This window comes from Methanohalophilus halophilus (assembly GCF_001889405.1).
Classification (GTDB): Archaea; Halobacteriota; Methanosarcinia; order Methanosarcinales; family Methanosarcinaceae; genus Methanohalophilus; species Methanohalophilus halophilus.
In genome coordinates this window covers 1,096,907-1,114,800 of sequence record NZ_CP017921.1, presented here as the reverse complement: position 1 = coordinate 1,114,800, position 17,894 = coordinate 1,096,907, and the positions used below count along the sequence as shown (strand labels likewise).

15 protein-coding genes and 2 tRNA genes are annotated in these 17,894 nt (G+C 43.4%); 3 read left to right on the top strand and 14 right to left on the bottom strand.

Annotated elements, in window-relative coordinates; translation table 11 throughout:
* Positions 1-6: 6 nt before the first annotated feature.
* The 9 genes from BHR79_RS05650 to BHR79_RS05610 form a co-directional block, all read right to left on the bottom strand.
* Positions 7-1,902: a threonine--tRNA ligase gene (locus BHR79_RS05650; protein WP_072561449.1), complete on the bottom strand. Its 1,896-nt coding sequence runs from the start codon at positions 1,900-1,902 to the stop codon at positions 7-9.
* A gap of 52 nt (positions 1,903-1,954) precedes the next feature.
* Positions 1,955-3,049, bottom strand: a complete 1,095-nt coding sequence (locus BHR79_RS05645; protein WP_072561448.1) for an AI-2E family transporter — start codon at positions 3,047-3,049, stop codon at positions 1,955-1,957.
* 79 nt (positions 3,050-3,128) lie between these two features.
* Positions 3,129-5,102 carry a phosphoadenosine phosphosulfate reductase domain-containing protein gene (locus BHR79_RS05640; protein WP_072561447.1) on the bottom strand — a complete coding sequence of 658 codons (1,974 nt, stop codon included), beginning with the start codon at positions 5,100-5,102 and terminating at the stop codon, positions 3,129-3,131.
* 39 nt (positions 5,103-5,141) lie between these two features.
* On the bottom strand, positions 5,142-6,518 hold the full coding sequence (gene gltA, locus BHR79_RS05635) for an NADPH-dependent glutamate synthase (protein ID WP_200796374.1): 1,377 nt from the start codon (positions 6,516-6,518) through the stop codon (positions 5,142-5,144).
* A complete protein-coding gene (locus BHR79_RS05630; protein WP_072561446.1) occupies positions 6,509-7,360 on the bottom strand; it encodes a sulfide/dihydroorotate dehydrogenase-like FAD/NAD-binding protein in 852 nt (283 codons plus the stop codon). Before BHR79_RS05630 ends, gltA begins: the two co-directional genes overlap by 10 nt.
* A gap of 128 nt (positions 7,361-7,488) precedes the next feature.
* Positions 7,489-8,154: a sarcinarray family MAST domain-containing protein gene (locus BHR79_RS05625; protein WP_083433037.1), complete on the bottom strand. Its 666-nt coding sequence runs from the start codon at positions 8,152-8,154 to the stop codon at positions 7,489-7,491.
* A 186-nt stretch (positions 8,155-8,340) separates the two neighbouring features.
* Positions 8,341-8,413: transfer RNA gene (locus BHR79_RS05620), tRNA-Asp, on the bottom strand.
* Positions 8,414-8,508: 95 nt separating this feature from the next.
* Positions 8,509-8,620, bottom strand: a tRNA-Tyr gene (locus tag BHR79_RS05615).
* Between the two features lie 175 nt (positions 8,621-8,795).
* Positions 8,796-9,995, bottom strand: a complete 1,200-nt coding sequence (locus BHR79_RS05610; RefSeq protein WP_072561444.1) for a methionine adenosyltransferase — start codon at positions 9,993-9,995, stop codon at positions 8,796-8,798.
* Positions 9,996-10,207: 212 nt separating this feature from the next.
* Between BHR79_RS05610 and hisG the strand changes: the two genes are divergently transcribed.
* The 3 genes from hisG to hisB are packed head-to-tail and all read left to right on the top strand — an operon-like array spanning position 10,208 to position 12,408.
* Positions 10,208-11,062: an ATP phosphoribosyltransferase gene (gene hisG, locus BHR79_RS05605; protein WP_072562309.1), complete on the top strand. Its 855-nt coding sequence runs from the start codon at positions 10,208-10,210 to the stop codon at positions 11,060-11,062.
* Between the two features lie 12 nt (positions 11,063-11,074).
* Complete coding sequence (gene hisA / locus BHR79_RS05600) at positions 11,075-11,827, top strand: 1-(5-phosphoribosyl)-5-[(5-phosphoribosylamino)methylideneamino]imidazole-4-carboxamide isomerase (protein WP_072561443.1); 753 nt, start codon at positions 11,075-11,077, stop codon at positions 11,825-11,827.
* A gap of 2 nt (positions 11,828-11,829) precedes the next feature.
* Positions 11,830-12,408: an imidazoleglycerol-phosphate dehydratase HisB gene (gene hisB / locus BHR79_RS05595; RefSeq protein WP_072561442.1), complete on the top strand. Its 579-nt coding sequence runs from the start codon at positions 11,830-11,832 to the stop codon at positions 12,406-12,408.
* On the opposite strand, the gene BHR79_RS05590 is transcribed toward hisB, so the two are convergent.
* From BHR79_RS05590 to BHR79_RS05570, 5 genes are all read right to left on the bottom strand, one after another.
* Entirely contained in the window at positions 12,409-14,511 is a 2,103-nt protein-coding gene (locus BHR79_RS05590; RefSeq protein ID WP_072562308.1) for a MutS-related protein, read from the bottom strand.
* 1 nt (position 14,512) lies between these two features.
* Positions 14,513-15,367: a DUF4130 domain-containing protein gene (locus BHR79_RS05585; protein ID WP_072561441.1), complete on the bottom strand. Its 855-nt coding sequence runs from the start codon at positions 15,365-15,367 to the stop codon at positions 14,513-14,515.
* The gene (locus BHR79_RS05580; protein ID WP_072561440.1) at positions 15,364-16,500 is read right to left on the bottom strand and encodes a radical SAM protein; all 1,137 of its coding nucleotides are present in this window, start codon (positions 16,498-16,500) and stop codon (positions 15,364-15,366) included. Before BHR79_RS05580 ends, BHR79_RS05585 begins: the two co-directional genes overlap by 4 nt.
* A gap of 69 nt (positions 16,501-16,569) precedes the next feature.
* A complete protein-coding gene (locus BHR79_RS05575) occupies positions 16,570-17,085 on the bottom strand; it encodes an ArsR/SmtB family transcription factor (protein ID WP_072561439.1) in 516 nt (171 codons plus the stop codon).
* Between the two features lie 46 nt (positions 17,086-17,131).
* Positions 17,132-17,851, bottom strand: coding sequence for a sugar phosphate isomerase/epimerase family protein (locus BHR79_RS05570; RefSeq protein ID WP_072561438.1), 720 nt, complete (start codon positions 17,849-17,851; stop codon positions 17,132-17,134).
* Positions 17,852-17,894: the final 43 nt, after the last annotated feature.

Here is a 17,894-nt window from a genome sequence, read left to right as displayed (position 1 = left end):
ACGATATTATATGAATCTTGGTCTCATGCTAAGTTTTTGTGCAAGAGGCAAGTGACCGTGGGGCATCCCGGCAGTCTCTGCAAGAATGCGGCTGTTGAGTTCATCCACAGTCATTTCAATTTTGGAAGGCTTCTTTGGCATGGATTCTTCCCTCACAGTAACATTGACATTACCGCTCTCGACCTCCCTGTCACCGACAACTACCACGTAGGGAACCCATTCCTGCCCTGCATTACGTATTTTCTTGCCGACTGTTTCTTCCCTGTCATCTATATCCACACGACACTGAAGACGTGATGCAATCTCTTCGGCAAATTCCATATGTCGCTCTGCAATGGGTATGACCCTGACCTGTGTGGGAGATAACCAGACAGGAAGCATCGGGACTTCTCCTTCTTCAGCCTTCATCGAGGCTTTTTCCAGCAGGGAATAAATACAGCGTTCAATTGCTCCGCTGGGTGAACAATGTAATACGACGGGCCTTTTGGCTTCTCCGGCCTGGTCGATATACTTAATATCGTATCGTTCTGCATTTTCAACATCTATCTGGACGGTGGAAAGCGCACTTGCCTTTTTCAGGGCATCTACAAAATTGAATTCGAACTTGAGCACAAAGTAGAAGAAACGTTTCTCCCACATTTCCACAAGAACAGGTTTATTGACTTTCTTTGCAAGAGCAGTTATAAAGTCCTTGTTCTCCTCATAAAAGTCCCGGGTAAGCCTGATTGCAACTTCATAATCAGAGACATCGATTCCGACATCTTTCAACACATCTATTGACATCTGGTACTGGCGACCGAATTGTTCGACAGCCTGATCCATATCCCCGCACATGGTATGCATATCCGGCATGGTAAAAGCCCGCAGCCTGCGCAGGCCCACCAGTTCACCCCTCTGTTCCTTACGGAAACTGTAACGTGTAAGTTCCACCATTTTCATGGGTAGGTTGTGATGGGAAATGGTCATATCATGGCTCATCAAGAACTGGCCAAAGCATGCAGCAAATCTCAAAAACATCTGACGTTTATCGGATTCAATAGAATACTGACGTGCAGGGAATCTGTCCAGATATTTCTTGAGAGTTGGGTGGTTCATATCGTACATCAAAGGTGTTTCTACTTCCATTGCTCCTTCCCTGGAAGAAGAATCCAGCACATACCGCTCAAGCAGGGATTTGATCAGCCTGCCTTTGGGATAATAACGCATGTTACCGGAGTCAGAGCCGGGTTCATAATCCGCAATCTCAAGCCTGCGCATCAATTCAACATGAGGAGGAACCTTTTCCACAGCCCTGCTTTTGGAGATTTCATGATCCACAAAGGTACCTAGATTCTCATGATCGTTGAAATCGAAACCATCAACATCATGCAGCATACCGTCCGGGGTCAGGACTTTCCAGTAAGATTTGGCCGTACTTTCGGCTTTCAGAGCTTCAGATACAACTTCTTCCTCTGTATCTACGCCTTCACCACAAGATTCACTTTCCGGGTTGATAGTTCGGGAAAGTTCGGAGAGAGGATGACCTTTGCAACTTATTTTGAATGCTTTGTACCATCCAAAAGGAGCACGTTTTACATTAAATGAATCAACAAGGCTATTTTCAATATCCTTCATTACAGAAACCGCAATCTTCGGAGAAGAAAGGTCGGAACTTAGATGGGCGTAAGGATAAAGCATTACATTGTCAGTATTTACCTGGGATGCAGTCTTTTTGATCTCAGCAACTGCTTTTTCAGCTACATCTTTCGGGTTTGCTTCATCACTACTTTCCACCGCCATGAAAGCGGTCAAAGCTTCATCTAGTCTACCTTTTTTGAAGGAATCCTCTATCTGCTCTGCAACAGGAGTACTTTTTTTTACTTCGTATTCAATATAATCGGAATGGATAAGCAATAATTGCATGAACTCACCTCGGGTCTTCTGGATAAATTGGAACAATCCTTATTAACCTTTTTCAAATGGAATCTTTTGTAAGGCACGCTTCCTCCGAATCCGTGTCGGAATCTTCTGTATCCTGACTGTTCGAATTGTCAATATATACCCGGTAAGCAGCTACCAAAGCTCCCAGGAGTACCGGTGCGGCAAAAAATCCAGCTATTCCCCCTACAAAGCCTCCACCCAGAAATACCACGACAAGTACTACCGGATGTATCTGGGATTTCATGCTCACAAAATACGGACGCAGGAAGAGCTCAGGCGGGACGTATATTACTATAGATGACACAATGAAAAAGACAATTGCAGCCTCTGCGCCCATTTCTATGTATCTGATAACAGACAGTGCCAGAAGCACCATATAACCCGCAAAAAGGGGAATCACAGAAGCAATAAATATCAGGGTCGCAAGTGCCGGTATATGAGATAAACCAAAGGCATAAAACACAATTACTGAAATCGTACTTACAGTCAGAGCAGCGTAGGCATTACCTATAAATATCCCACTCAGTATCCGGTCCAGCTCCCGCAGGTAGCGGCCTGCATTTAATTGGGTACCCTTCGGAGCGATACACACTGCGGATGCATACAGTTTCTCACCTTCAAGCAGCAGGAAATAGCAAACAAAGATTGCCACAACCAGATTGATCATAAACATACCCAGACTTTTGGCATACGAAACAAAACCCAGGCTACCTGCAAAAGAAAGGATCGAAAGCGATGAGTCCCAAACAAGCTGGTTGATACGTTCAAAATAAGTGCCCGGTAATATTGCCCTTACAAAATCAAATATGATCTCAAGGACCTGTGACTGGTTTTCAATAACCCAGATAAGCTGTCTGAAAATCTCTACAAAACCGGTGCCGATTATGATAACAAGAGGCGTTACGATAAACATCGTCGCAATGAATGCCCCATAATGGTTTTTCCTGTTTATCTTGTCATATATAGGCCTGCATATATAGGCAAAAACCAGACCCAACACGATACCGTCTGCAAGAGGGAGAAGAATTTTCACAAGAGCCAGGAAAACAATAAAAAAAGCAAGCGAAGCAATTATTTTCCATCTGTTTTCGATAATTACAGATACACCATCTATATCTTTTAACTCCATGAAACTCCCTTACATTACTGGTAATGTTCTCTTAATAAACTATCTCATATTACTATTTCATTATATTAAAAGCAGCGCATTAAATATCAGGAATGATACGATTAGCATACCGGATTACAACACAGGACTCGTTGCATTTTCCACACCCTGTGCATGAGTCATGTATTTTTATTTTCCCGTTTTTCAATTCAATGGAACCTTTGGCACATGCATTGAGACATACCCCGCAGCCACTGCAACGGGCAATACGTAGCAACTGCAAACATGCATTCCTGTACATCCTGTCTGCAATTTTCCTGTCAGCAGCTGTAACTTTCAAATTGCCCGATGCAAAGAATTTAACCGTACATGAGCGGCTCTTTGCGAGGACAACACCCATCTCCGGGGAATATACGACATTACCCATCATTCTCAGTACATCCGATGCTTCTGATAGTGACACTCCGCGTATCCGGGCCTCAACGGAAAAATCGCCTCCACTACAGACAGAATGTCCGGAAACTGCACTTATGCTGAAATCTTCTGTTTCAACGGGTTTGATAGATATTCCCAGCTGTTTTGCCAGGGCAAGCATTTTAGGAGGATGCTGCTGCCAGCGCCAGAAGCCATATTCGGCATATTCCGGGGGCAAACCCTTTGAAGCCGTCCATTTTTGCAGGTATGCCATCCATCTTTCATACAATTCGGGGAACAATTGCCTGACCCTCTCAAATTCACATTCAAGGGTCGAAGGGCATAGATAGCAACCTACCCTTTCAAAACCCATGTCATAGAGGGGGTTATAAGCAAGGTTTTTCCAGTAGATGTACAGCCAGACCTCAATAGCCCTCCATTGCCTGATTGGAAAAACATTCAACTGGCCCGGTACAAAGGGATTGACCTCGGTTGCAGCGGTCTCCTGCCTGGAAAATGACTCATATTTGCGTTTTCCGTCAACTGCAAGACAGGGATTCTCCGCACTGCAGGACTCAAAAGCCGAATTAGCAGGGCCCAGTTTACAGACTTTACAACACCAGCGGAAATCCTTGCCCGGTGGACCGAAACTCTCCACATTATCCCAGAAAGCATTCTCTGCCCTTTTTTCAATAAGTTCTATCCCATTGTCATTGCAAAACTCATGTGCAAATTGCACTGTCTCAGGAAATTCTATACCCGTATTGAGGAAAATTGCCCTGAGGCGGCTGGCATCCAATGCCCTTCGGGCAAGGTCCAGCACAACCAGACTATCCTTGCCACCACTGAATGATACGTTGACAGGAAAAGAAGAATAAGCAGGATCATTGCCAATCCCTTTTATCATGTTTATAGCATTGGATTCTATTTTTTTGAGAGACGATTGGTTGGCCTTGATGACAGAATCCATGGAAGGCACTGGTTGCTTCAGGTTTGCAGAAATTTTTTTGATTTTCTTGACCCGAAGCAAAGGTTTGCCCGGCCTGAAATTAGCTGAATCCTCAAGAGAGATGCCAATACCCACCAGTTTTCCACATCGCAGCAACACAGGATCACCTTTTTCGATATCCAGGGAAAAATGGTCGATACCCTCCATGGAGATTTTTTTACCGTTAAGATGGCGACCGGTATAATGAAGATGTGCAATTTTTGAATGTGTATGATTTATCAGGATGCTGGCACCCATGTCCGTGGGTTCAAACTTGGATTTTTTTTGCAGGATATCAAAATACATATGACCGATAAGTATACCATCAACCAGCACCTCATCATTGCGGTCATCCCCGGCAACTTTGTTCAACAGAATGACCCTATCAACAAAAGGATTACAACCATATAGTTGCCGTAGCAGGTCATCAAGTAAGTCCCTTTCATAAGCAGAAACAAATCTCACATCTGAAGGAGAAGTGAGGGTTAATTTCGTACCTTCACTGCCACAAGTATCACAGACAGGACCTATTAAAGGCACATTGCAGGAACTGCACCAGAAAATATGGTCGGCTAGCACCTGCTTATCGGAGCGTTTTCGAGTCTTCCTGGCCTTTGGACGACTCTTTTTGCCTGCGGAAGCAAAGGTAAATGTGGAGCGTTTTTTTTGCATTTTATAGTTATATGAGTCCTTTCTTCAATTAACCTTTTGTCAGAACTGATTGCCCAGATACCGGTTAATGGTTGAAGCTGCCTGTTTGCCTGCACCCATTGCGCTGATTACGGTTGCAGCACCGGTTACCACATCGCCACCCGCACATAATCCTGCCAATGATGACATAGTATCCTCATTGACAACTATTGTACCCTTCGAAGTTGTTTCAAGTTCTTCAGAACCTGCAAATATAACCGGGTTTGGGGAAGTCCCGATAGCAATTATCACTATGTCAGCATCGATCACATGCTCAGAACCTTCAATTGGGATGGGACGCCTCCTGCCGGAATCATCAGGTTCGCCGAGTTCCATATTTACGCATTCTACACCTGTAACGGTCTTATTTTCACCTTCAAGGATACGGACCGGGTTGGTAAGCAGGTCGAAAATCACACCTTCTTCCTTTGCATGTTCAACTTCTTCAATACGTGCAGACATTTCCGCCTCACTGCGACGATATACAACTGTTACTTCCTCGCCACCCAGCCGCAGGGCACTGCGGGCAGCATCCATTGCAACGTTGCCGGCTCCTACTACAACAACCTTATTTCCGCATTTGATTGGTGTGTCATAATCCGGGAAGCGGTAGGCTTTCATCAGATTGACCCTTGTGAGAAACTCATTTGCAGAATAGACACCGTTGAGGTTCTCCCCTTCAATACCCATGAACCGGGGGAGACCGGCACCCGTACCAACAAAGACGGCATCGAATTCATCGCGGAGTTCATCAAGGGTTTTTATTTTTCCTATGACATAATCCACTTTTATGTCAACCCCAAGATTACGGATATAATCTACTTCTTGCCTGACAATGTCCTTGGGTAACCTGAATTCGGGTATACCGTAGGTCAATACCCCTCCCGGCTCGTGGAGGGCTTCATAAATAGTTACACCATGCCCTGCTTTTGCAAGTTCTGCTGCTGCAGTAAGTCCCGCAGGACCTGCACCAATGACAGCCACGTTTTTCCCGCTGGATTTTGGTTTTTCAGGGGATTTTACTCCTTCATCCCTTTCATAATCCGCACAGAAACGCTCAAGCCTTCCAATGGCAAGAGGGGCACCCTTTTTCCCAAGTACACAGAGTTTCTCACACTGCTCTTCCTGAGGGCAAACACGTCCGCAGATTGCCGGCAGGGCATTGGATTCCTTGAGTATACCTATAGCCTTATCAAAGTCTTTGTTCTTAATCTGTGATACAAAACCCGGTATATCAATATTAACAGGACATCCTGCCACACATTGGGGGTCATTGCACTCAAGACAGCGTCCCGCCTCAATTACAGCCTGTTGTTCTGTGTAACCCAATGCCACTTCACCGAAGTTTCTAATTCTTTCCTTTGGTTTTTGCTCAGGCATTTCCTGTTTCAGTGACACTTACAATCACCCCCGCATTTTTTGTTGTAACTTTCAAGGGCTTCCTTTTCCTGTGGCCTGTAAATGGAAAGCCTGCTCATCATAAGGTCAAAATCCACACCAGAGGCATCGAACTCCGGCCCATCCACACACGCAAATTTGGTTTCCCCACCAACAGATACACGGCAACCGCCACACATTCCGGTACCATCGATCATAATTGGATTGAGGCTTACAAGGGTTTCCACGCCATATGGAGCGGTTACACCCGCCCCTACTTTCATCATTATGGGCGGCCCGATTATTACAATACGGTCAACCTGCTGGTCACTATCAAGAATATCCTTGACAATATCGGTTACAAAACCGTGATGGCCTTTGCTCCCATCATCAGTAGCCACATAAAGCTCATCGCTCACCTCTGCCATTTCCTCTTCAAGAATGAGCATTTCTTCATTGCGGGCACCAATTATAGATATTACATGGTTACCTGCCCCGCGATAGGCACGTGCCTGTGGGTAAACAGGAGCCACGCCGACACCACCCCCAACCATTACTACTGTGCCGAGTTTGCGGATATCCGAGGGAGTGCCCAGAGGACCGACAAAATCCCGCAACGTTTCACCTGTCTTAAGGGTTGTTAATTGCCTGGTAGTCTTGCCCATTACCTGATATATTACAGTTATAGAACCCTCATCAGCATCAAAGTCGGCTATTGTGAGAGGAATGCGTTCTCCGCTTTCATCAATACGTAATATTACAAATTGCCCCGCCTTCGCTGCTTTTGCTATATCCGGAGCTTCGACCTTCAAGAGGTTCACATCAGGAACAAGATTGCGTGTTTCAATTATATTATAAGACATATGACCACATCAACGATTATTGGATAAAAGGGAGAGATGTACGTATAAAAGTCTATCCGATGGTTTCAATTTACTAATGATATTTGTAGCTTTTCAATTGTTCTTGAAACAATAAATCACAATATTATTCACTTTTTGCGACGAAGCAATAGTAGACCCACTATTGCAAAAGCAAAAAGAGGACTGACAAACCCAACAAGTGAAAACCCTGAAGATGATTCTGAACGTGGGATATAGGAATTTAAAGAGAGAGGATAATTATCATTCCATATCTCATCGTTAACACATTCATTCGTGATATGGGGAGTGACAATAATACAAGAATTCTCAACAGTTAACTCAGGAGTGTCTACCGGCTTAATTGAATATTGGAATCCAACCGGAACCTGTCCACATGTCTTATTTTCTGCCTCCCTGATTATCCACTTATAAGAAAAAGTCTCATTTGGGGCAAACTCACGTGAATGAGTTGAATTGAATGCACATGCCCCTGTCTGTATTTCCAGAGAAGCGCCAGAATCCAAAACATGTTGATTGAGAGTAATATCGACAATACTTGCCTGCTTTACGGTCATATCAACTGTCAGAGAGAACGACTCATTTGCATCCAGAACAGGAGAAGGGGTGAAATGTCCTGGATATAATTCACCATTGCAATAGACCTCAGTCACTTCATAGGAATCATTGGCAAGCACGCCTGTAGAAAAAGATACTGTGAAAATGAAAAAGGCACAGAGCAATCTGAATACGTAGTGATCTGTGTTTCTGTTCCATGGCAATATTTTATCCGACATTCTGAAACAAATAAGGATGAAAACTATATAAAAATTATCACTTTAGAACTAACTAATTGTATATACACATGAGCAGACGTGTTATTAAAATAATAATGATACTACTCTGTTATAAAATTATAGAAAAGAAAATTAGATGTGAGTTTTGGCCCCGGCAGAACCGGAGCCTTTCGGAAAAGTTTTGTACGCCCGAACCGGGATTCGAACCCGGGTCGGGGCCTCGACAGGGCCCCATGATAGGCCTCTACACTATTCGGACAATGTCCGGGCACACTTTTCCGCTCACAAGAGCAGCACCCAAATACATTTAATTGTATATAAGGGTTTTGTTTACACCCCTTTAAAAGAGGTGTTTGGTCCCGCCTCCCAGACTCGAACCGGGGGCATCGCGGTAACCGCGCGGTATGTGGATAATCCACACAAACCATACTACAGCCGCGCACTCTACCAACTGAGTTAAGGCGGGACATTACTCAGCGAGATACTCTCATCCTCACAATCTTATATAGACTTTTCGCCGAATCCCCATTTCAAAGGCATATAAATCCAATGCCCGCAGGAAATTTCACCAGCGCTTAAAAACAAAAATAAAAAAACAGAATTCAAAACCAATGAAAAGAATAAAAAGAGGGAATCTTGCCTCAGAAAGTGCCCATTCCCCCGTTTATAACAAGATCGGTAATCTTGGTAATATTACCAAGCCACTCATCGGCAACCGCTTCGGCATCATTCTGAATCGTAGCAAAATTTGCCCCCTCTTCAGGAATTACCTGGATACTGGCAGCCATGGGCTGATCAATAGGTTTTCCTATCTGGGATAGCAATCGCACATATACTTCATCTACTTGCGGCACGGCTTCCACAATATCCCAGGCCATCTGAGTGGAAAGCAAATTGTAAATCTTACCTACATGATTGATAGGGTTCTTACCACTTGTAGCCTCCATACTCATGGGCCTGTTCGGGGTTATCAAACCATTACAACGGTTACCCCGACCAACAGAACCATCGTCACCCATTTCCGCAGAGGTGCCTGTTACCGTCAGGAAGATACAGCCACAACCACCTCCGGTATTATCGGCAGCATTGACATATGCGTTAACATCCCTGTCAGTGTATTTGCCCGCAATATCCAGAATATAATCCTTCATCTGTTCCTTGAAACTAACATAGGCATCCATATCATCAACATATTTGTCAACCATTCCACAGCAAACAGTCAGGGAAATATCATCTTTATCCCGCAATCCCATGACCTTGATGTCTTCACCTATTGCAGGTAATTTCCCTTTCAGATCGCCTATAAGCTGCTTCTCGGTATCATAGACTATACGCTCAAGTTCGGAAAATGATGCATGACCAACACCAAAAGATGTGTCATTGGCAGTGGGAACTTTTTCCCGGTCAAAAACATCCCTCAAATCAGAAGAACCTGTACCAAGTTTGCAGTCAAGGATAATATCCTTTTCAAGATCAAGATTTACAATATTATTCCTCAGATAATCACGTGCTGCCGAGAGTGCCACTGTTTCAGCCGGGATTTCCACACCATTAAATTCCTTTGTAGCCCTCCCCACAAGAAGAGTATAGATTGGCTTGATGACCTCCCCACCTCCAAAAGCAGGGGAAGAACGGCCTGCAACAATCTGGGTTTCATCCGTATTATGATGAAGTACAGCACCGCATTTTTCAATATATTCCGCACAAAGGGCACGGCTTACAGCCTCTGCAATTCCATCAGATATACTATCTGGATGTCCCAGACCCTTACGTTCAACAAGCTCTATCTCCTGATTTTCCACAGGTGTCTGGACAAGTTGTTCAACTTTTATGTTCCGCATAAACAAACCTCATGAAAACAATGAAATATGAATTAAGGCCCCAGTATCAAATCCGTGATGATATGAAAAACCCATTCTATATAAATTGGATACTATATGAAAATGAATTAATTACTAGAAGTAATATCTCTCATGGATACTTTTTCTTCATCAAACCTTTATATGCAATGAAAGTATTGGAAATGTTGACCCAGATTCCAGAGGCAACCAGGATGATACGCATTGCAATACCAAATAAAGGCAGACTCCACGATCCGACCGTGAAACTCTTCAAAGAAGCAGGTCTCCCGGTACTTGAGGGATCAAGCCGGAAACTTTTTGCAAAAACAACAGACCCCGAAATGATATTTTTATTTGCAAGAGCGGCGGATATTCCCGAATATGTGCAGGACGGAGCTGCAGACGTGGGAATTACCGGGCTTGATCTTATAGATGAAACTGATGCAGAAGTTGAAGTTATGCTGGACCTGCATTTCGGGAGAGCAAAACTGGTACTTGCAGTCCCTGAAGACTCAGAGATTAAAACTGCTGAAGACCTGAAAAACATGCGGGTTGCTACTGAATTCCCAAATATTACAGAGAAATATTTTAAAAATATTGACATACCAGTTGAAGTGATCAAAGTAAGTGGTGCCTGCGAGATGACACCCCACGTGGGAATTGCCGATGCGATTGTTGACATATCCAGTTCCGGCACAACTCTTGTGACAAACCATCTCAGGAAAATTACAGATGTGTTCAGCTCGTCTGTGTACCTGATTTCAAATGCCGAAAGTTCCCAGAGGGAAGAAAAAATCCAGCACATAAAAACAGCCCTTGAAAGCGTACTCCATGCAAAGCAAAAACGCTATCTTATGATGAATGTGCCATCAGGCAAACTGGAAACTATCAAAGACATCCTCCCCGGTCTTGGGGGCCCGACTGTTATGAAAGTAGAATCAAAAAATTCCACCCATGCAGTACATGCAGTTATTGATGCAGACCAGGTCTTTGCAATAGTCAGTGAACTGAAAAAAGCAGGTGCATCAGACATACTGGTTGTACCAATCGAAAGAATGATACCCTGAGGAGAGTAAATAATGGAATTTGAGGTCATACCCGCTGTAGATATGAAAAACGGGAAATGTGTCCAGTTGATACAGGGTCTACCAGACCAGGAACGTATTTCACTTGATGATCCTGAAGCAGTTGCTATTAAGTGGATCGGACAAGGAGCAAAAACCCTGCATCTGATAGACCTTGACGGCGCCATCGAAGGTAAAAGGAAAAACGCCCCGATTATAGAAAATATCATTATGCTATGTGAAAGACAAGGAGTCGAAGTACAAGTAGGCGGTGGAATTCGCTCTTTTGAGGATGCTGCAAACCTGCTCCACATGGGGGCTAACAGGGTGATACTAAGCACCGCAGCTGTTCAAAATCCGGATCTGGTTGAAAGACTTGCCAGAGAATTCAAACCCGAAAACATTAATGTTGCTCTGGACTCAAAAAATGGAAAAGTTTCTACAAAGGGATGGACCGAGCAATCCGAATATACTGCGGTACAACTGGGGAAAATGTTCGAAGAAAAGGGCGCAGGAAGCATTCTGTTCACCAACATCGACAAAGAAGGATTAATGGAAGGTGTGGACACAGAACCCACAACAGAGCTGGTAAATGAACTTACAATACCGGTGATTGCTTCAGGAGGAGTAACCACCCTGAAAGATATCCAGACCCTGAAAAAAACCGGTGCCTGCGGTGTTGTGGTCGGGAGTGCTCTTTATGCAGGAAATTTTACCCTTACAGAAGCGATAAATACAATCAGAGAGGAAATCTCTGGTGGAGAGTAAGTATGCCAAGAACTTCCACTGTATCCCGTACTACCAGAGAAACAAGTATAGAACTTACGATTAACATCGATGGCAAAGGGGATTCACAGATAAATACAGGCATCGGTTTTTTTGACCACATGCTGGTATGTTTTGCACGACATTCAGGTTTTGACCTTACAATCGATGCTAAAGGTGATCTGGAAGTAGACGGTCACCACTTGATTGAGGATATTGGGATCGTGATGGGGCAGGCTTTTGACCGGATAATGGCAGAAAAGTCAGGAATTGCCCGTTTCGGAGAAGCAAGAATACCAATGGATGAGGCCCTTGCCAGTGTAGTAGTGGATATAGGAGGGCGCAGTTATCTCGTGATGGACACGACTTTTGAATCCGAAAAAGTAGGGGAATTTAACACCCAGCTTACAAGGCATTTCTTTGAATCATTTGTCTCCAATGCAAAAGTCACCCTTCATGCCAATGTATATGGTTACAATGACCACCACAAAATCGAAGCCCTTTTCAAGGCATTTGCTCATGCAATGAAAAAAGCAACAGTTACCGAGGGCAAAGGGGTCAAAAGTACAAAGGGATGTCTCTGATTAGCATCCTTTTTCGAATTTATTTTTCAAACGTCTGTAAAACTCCCTTTCAACTTCCCCTCCACTCCTGAAAAGACGCTCCACAATTAATTCCGGAGTACTCTTTGCAATATGATTATAAATCGGATTGCGATCAACAATCAGCTTCAATTCATTATCAAGTCCTTTTGCTTCAATTCCATCAACCCTGATGGAGGCATCCGTATTTTCCAGTATCTGGTCGGCAAGATGGGAAACAAAAATAGCCATTGTATTGGATTCTTCAGAAAGAGTCTCAAGGATCCCGGCTATTATTTTTGCAGAAGCTCCGGGTTCGGTAATGGATTCAAGTTCATCGACAAGCACAAGTTTGGATCCCGCCCCAGCAAGAGCTGAAAATGAGCGTAAGGTCGTTTCAAAAGCTCCCGCATCAAGAGTGCCCCTGGATTTGCTGAAATAATACAAACTATCAACCGGCCCGATCTTTAACTCATCTGCCGGTACAGGGAAACCCATGTGGGAAAGAATTGTACATTGAGCCACTAACTCCAGCATGGATGTTTTTCCTCCGGAATTCACACCACTTAAAAGAACTACCGGAGAAGAGGGCACTTGCAAAGGAGACATGATCGATCCCAGGGAATAATCTATAGGTTCCACAGCAACGCCTTTTTCGCAAAGGAAAATATTTTTTCCATTCTTGAGCCCCATACCGCATTCATCTTCAAAACCGGCAAGTTGCATCTTCAGGGAATGACCAAAACGAGCCACCGCCAAACCCACATCCAGATCAAGTAATCTCATAACAAGTTGTTTCAGGGGTTGCCTGAATTCATGTAGCTCATATGCAATATCCCTTTTATGAGTCACTTCCCTGCGGAATATCTGCTGTTTGATCTGGTCTTTGAATTTTTGTAACTGGGAAGTGTCGGCTTCTACCGGATAACAAAGTTCAGAGGGGAAGAAATAATCCACAAACAGGGATTCATTTCGCTTTAGTGAGAGGGTTTCAATGAATTCTTTCCTGGCATCATTAATTATCTGGCTGAAAGATGCCGATATATTGCGTGAAAGGATGTCCTTTAACTCCACCTCATCCCTGATAACACCCAACATGTCATTCCCACTGAGGGTAATACTACTTTTTTGGAGGAGATCATTTATTTCCCGGTTGCACTGCCCTACATATTTTGTAAGTTCTGAATCCACATTGTCCAGAATATGATTTAACCGGTCTATTTCCACGTCCCTGCCTTCAACAATATTTCCTTCAGGATTAATGGCAGCCATGAGATTGCAAAGAGCCGAAAGATCCGTATTGATTATTGAAGAGATGCCCGCTTTATCCAGTGTAATTGCAAGATCCAATGCATTCATTATTCGTTCATGATTGAAAGCAAAAAAAGAAATTTGTTTTTCGGGTAAAATATGCCATTCCTCAATATCCCGGGTATTTGTTACTATTTCAGGATTCGTACTCTCTGGAAAATCATATTCCAGGAAGGGTTCTCCTATGGCAATTACATGGGGATAACTGCGTGCAACATCTGCAAATTCCAGGGGATCCTCCACCAGCTGGACCTCAATGTTTTTTCCATATTTTTCCTTTAAAGTGCTGTAATCATCGGTATTTGAAGTGACAATTACCCTATCCCTGATTCGGGGAATAGAAGGAGAGTTTTTCAGGGGTTTTATCCTGGAAAGAATTGTTGAAATCCTATCCATATCATCGAGCATGGAGAGATATTCCATATGGTTTTCAACCCAGTCCCGGTTTATGTCAATAAGGTCTTTCCTGCTTGAAGGATATGGGATATAGGTATGCAACTTATCCCTTGCATAAGGGGTGGAAGCATAATTTTTGATAGAATCGATTACCCGTTCATAAATATCGACTGAATCCCTGGTTTTCAAAAAAGAGGAGATATCAAGACCATCCTGTGCAGACCTCACATCGTGTACAAGGGATATGGCATATCTTCTTCCTACTCCTTCGATCTCCGATATACTGGCGATATCACCTCTGAGAATTGCCGCCATGGCATCCTCTTCACAGCCAAAATGAGATATAAAGCGCTGTGCCATCTTTTCTCCTATACGTGGAGCATCAACCAGTGACTGCATATTATTGGCCACCTTGCTTTTCATTCACAAAATCAAGTAATGTAGATGTGGGAATACCCCGTTCTACAAAATACCGATCTTTTTTAGACATTGGACTATAACCCGAATCCGCGCGTGGCTGTAATTTTTTTGAAAGTGAGTGATTGCGCCTGTTATCTATCATCTGGCTTTTGTAATAAGTATCCCACAATTCTTCCAGATTAGCAGAATCTTCAGAAGGAATCAAATGTTGTATTGAATCCACAGATGTTTTCAGGAAGTGCTGCATCTTCAGGATTTCACCATTGCATACATAAGCAAACTTTCCATCAACAACAATTACCGCCCTATCTGGATTGCGTACTGCAAGCCACCTGCAAAGCATATCAGAAATACGGTTTGGAGGAGTTACATGTACATAAAGGACTGTTTCTCCGCAAACTGGCCGCACAAACATGCAAAGTCTGTGATAATTGTTTTTAACCTCACGCATATACCTGTAATATCGCTTGCAAAGTCTTTCTTTACCACAATAAAGACCATCTACCTCCCCTTCACACCCACGTAATAGTCTTACAAGCTCTGCAGGATTGCATTTCCTGTGCCTGAGAACCAAGTCAATATAATTCAATGGAGAGGAATCAAAGTTGGTTATTCTGTGCCATCCATCGGGAAAAATTCTTTTGATCAACTGTTGCTTATCAATTTTCTTATTGAATCCAACCCGAATTACTTCAGATACCGGATTGGACATTTTCAATTTAGCCTCCCCTTCTTTGGGATCACAGGCAAAAACCAGATCTGCTTCAGGCCGTTGCCTCAGTTCCAGACAGGCCAGTAAGACACCTGTTACAGTTGCCTTAAAAAGAATTATCATGTGCATTCCCCTGCAAACTGTGTAAGGTTAGCCTGCCCGGAACCACCAATTTTGATAAAGGGACGTGCACGGCCTATAACAATACCCATACGTGCAAGTTCATCCTCCCCGCGAATTGGCCTGGATCGTAGAATACGGGAAGCACTTATGGGCCCTATACCCGGCACCCTGAGGAGGGTAGAGTAATCGGCACTGTTTATTTCTACAGGAAACATTTCCGGGTTGATCCGGGCAAGTTCGAGTTTTGGATCATCATTCAAAAGGAAACCATCGTCATTATAGATTTGATCAATATGCCCGGAATCCAGGCCATAATCTTTCAAAAGATAGGATACCTGATAGAGCCTCTGTTCTCTCCATTTAGGAGATGTTGAACCATTTTCAAGCGGCGTATCAGGTACCGGGTCAAAACTCATAAAATAGGGTCTGCGCAACTGGTATTTTTCCATGAAATCATGCACAGTATTCACAATATCCCTGTCGGGTTCGTCAAGGGCACCCACCACAAACTGGGTATCGTTGGCACCTATGATCTTACGATCATATCTGTGCAGTTTCCTCTGTTTCTTGATCAATTTGCAGGTCCAGTTCAAACGCTGAAGGACATCATTCTTGTAATCGAAATTGGGACAGATTTCCGAATAATTTACTGAACCAGTTGTTTCTGCATTTACCCCGAATTTGTTTGCAACCCCGGCTACCTCCTGAAGCAAATGCAAAGGTGTACCGGGCATGAGCCGAAGGTGTATATAACCATTAAATCCCTGACTTCTCAAGAGCCGGGCCACATGAAGTTGTTTTTCAGTTGTTGTTTCAGGATCCCCGATAACACCGGAGGAAAGGAACAGGCCTTCAATAGCATTTTTCCTGTAAAAATCCCAGGTAATCTTCACAATCTCTTCCGGGGACAGGGAAACCCTGCGCACATCCCTATGGCAGCGATTCGGACAATAGGTACACTCTCCGGCACAGTAGTTGGTCAGCAATGTCTTGTATAATTGTATACAGCGCCCGTCAGGCCCGAAAGCATGGCATACTGCACTCTGGTTACAGCTGTCATACTTTGTACCCGAGGAAAGGTATTGCATCCTCTCATGCAAAGTGAAATGATAGCCGTCTGAAGGAATACTCATTACATGTAACTAAGTTCATCGCCTATATAAGAGACAAGAAAGTGGATTGAAAGTATTCGTTGGGCACCTTCATTCCTTGATGTGAATATCGAGCCGAATCCTTGTGACCGGTTCCAGCTTTTTCCAGTCCACTATTGTATCATCTTTCAGCAAGCAATCATTCACGTTTTTATCCCCGAATTTACCATCAATCTCATAAACAAAAAGACCTTCCTCCCCATCAGTAGAAACAATCATCTCCCTATCTCCCTTTTTCCTGACATCAATATCTGCCACGTTGCGCAGGGCTTCCATAAGGGAAGCACCTTTCTCGACTTCCACATGCCTGATGGGAGCAAACGAATCAACGGCCAGATGAATATTTCTCCTGTTGGGTTTTAATACATGGGATTTACCGAAAATGTGCCTCTCAAGGAGTTCGGATTCTTCAAGCACCTTTACATGTTTGGAAACTACCGGTACTGAAATATCCAGCTTCCGGGCAATTTCAGATATATGCATTTCTTTGCTGCTTAAGAGTTCCAGTATTTTTATCCGGGTTTCACTGCCAAGTGCATGAAATATCCTGCATCCCATAGAACTCATATACAAGTCAAGTGAATTGTAAATATATAAATTTAACTGGATTTGTTCATTTGATACCCATATTTTTCAGAGCAGAAAGACTCTGAAGAGCATCTTCAGCTGATTTATTTTCAATTATCTTAATGGAATTGCTTTGGCGGAGTAAACCCTGTATGGCCGAAAAATCAATGTTGCCTTCACCAAGGGGCAAATGTTCATCGTTATCCCCATAGTTATCATGAATATGAAAATGGGAAATCTCACGTTCAAGAAAAGCCTCCAGATTACCCATTGTGTTGGCATGACCAATGTCCAGTACAAAATCATTTGTTCCTATCTCAAAATCCGGTTTCCTGAACAGGAAACATTCCCATTTGGGCATATTTTCCACACATATCCGTACACCGGCATCTTCACCGATCCTTTCCAGCACAGGTAATGATTTTTGGAATGCAGCAAGTGCAAAATCCCTATCGTAAGCAAAGGGGAAATAACCGGGATGGACAACCATGACTTCAGCATCAATTTCATTGCAAATATCTGCCATGTCTTCCACAAGTTGAAGAGCTGCATTCCTTATAGGCTCACGAATACTTGCAAGATTGAGGTCTGTACTGGGAGCATGAACCGTATATTCAAGGTCATAGGAAAAGGCTATTTCATTCTGCCTGAAGAGGTCATGTTTTCCTTCGGAAAAGACTTCTGCACAATTGACAACATTTTCAATATTTTGTAAAGCTTCACCAAGAGATAAGTCGTGATAAGCAAATGAAGAGATACCAATCATAAGAAAAATACTCCTGAGTCACAAATAGAATCCTGATTATTTT

Bases quoted from the DNA above. Each gene is read 5' to 3' on its own strand.
- BHR79_RS05650 (WP_072561449.1), bottom strand. From the start codon at position 1,902: ATGCAATTATTGCTTATCCATTCCGATTATATTGAATACGAAGTAAAA.
- BHR79_RS05645 (WP_072561448.1), bottom strand. From the start codon at position 3,049: ATGGAGTTAAAAGATATAGATGGTGTATCTGTAATTATCGAAAACAGA.
- BHR79_RS05640 (WP_072561447.1), bottom strand. From the start codon at position 5,102: ATGCAAAAAAAACGCTCCACATTTACCTTTGCTTCCGCAGGCAAAAAG.
- BHR79_RS05630 (WP_072561446.1), bottom strand. From the start codon at position 7,360: ATGTCTTATAATATAATTGAAACACGCAATCTTGTTCCTGATGTGAAC.
- BHR79_RS05625 (WP_083433037.1), bottom strand. From the start codon at position 8,154: ATGTCGGATAAAATATTGCCATGGAACAGAAACACAGATCACTACGTA.
- BHR79_RS05610 (WP_072561444.1), bottom strand. From the start codon at position 9,995: ATGCGGAACATAAAAGTTGAACAACTTGTCCAGACACCTGTGGAAAAT.
- hisG (WP_072562309.1), top strand. From the start codon at position 10,208: ATGATACGCATTGCAATACCAAATAAAGGCAGACTCCACGATCCGACC.
- hisA (WP_072561443.1), top strand. From the start codon at position 11,075: ATGGAATTTGAGGTCATACCCGCTGTAGATATGAAAAACGGGAAATGT.
- hisB (WP_072561442.1), top strand. From the start codon at position 11,830: ATGCCAAGAACTTCCACTGTATCCCGTACTACCAGAGAAACAAGTATA.
- BHR79_RS05590 (WP_072562308.1), bottom strand. From the start codon at position 14,511: ATGCAGTCACTGGTTGATGCTCCACGTATAGGAGAAAAGATGGCACAG.
- BHR79_RS05585 (WP_072561441.1), bottom strand. From the start codon at position 15,367: ATGATAATTCTTTTTAAGGCAACTGTAACAGGTGTCTTACTGGCCTGT.
- BHR79_RS05580 (WP_072561440.1), bottom strand. From the start codon at position 16,500: ATGAGTATTCCTTCAGACGGCTATCATTTCACTTTGCATGAGAGGATG.
- BHR79_RS05575 (WP_072561439.1), bottom strand. From the start codon at position 17,085: ATGAGTTCTATGGGATGCAGGATATTTCATGCACTTGGCAGTGAAACC.
- BHR79_RS05570 (WP_072561438.1), bottom strand. From the start codon at position 17,851: ATGATTGGTATCTCTTCATTTGCTTATCACGACTTATCTCTTGGTGAA.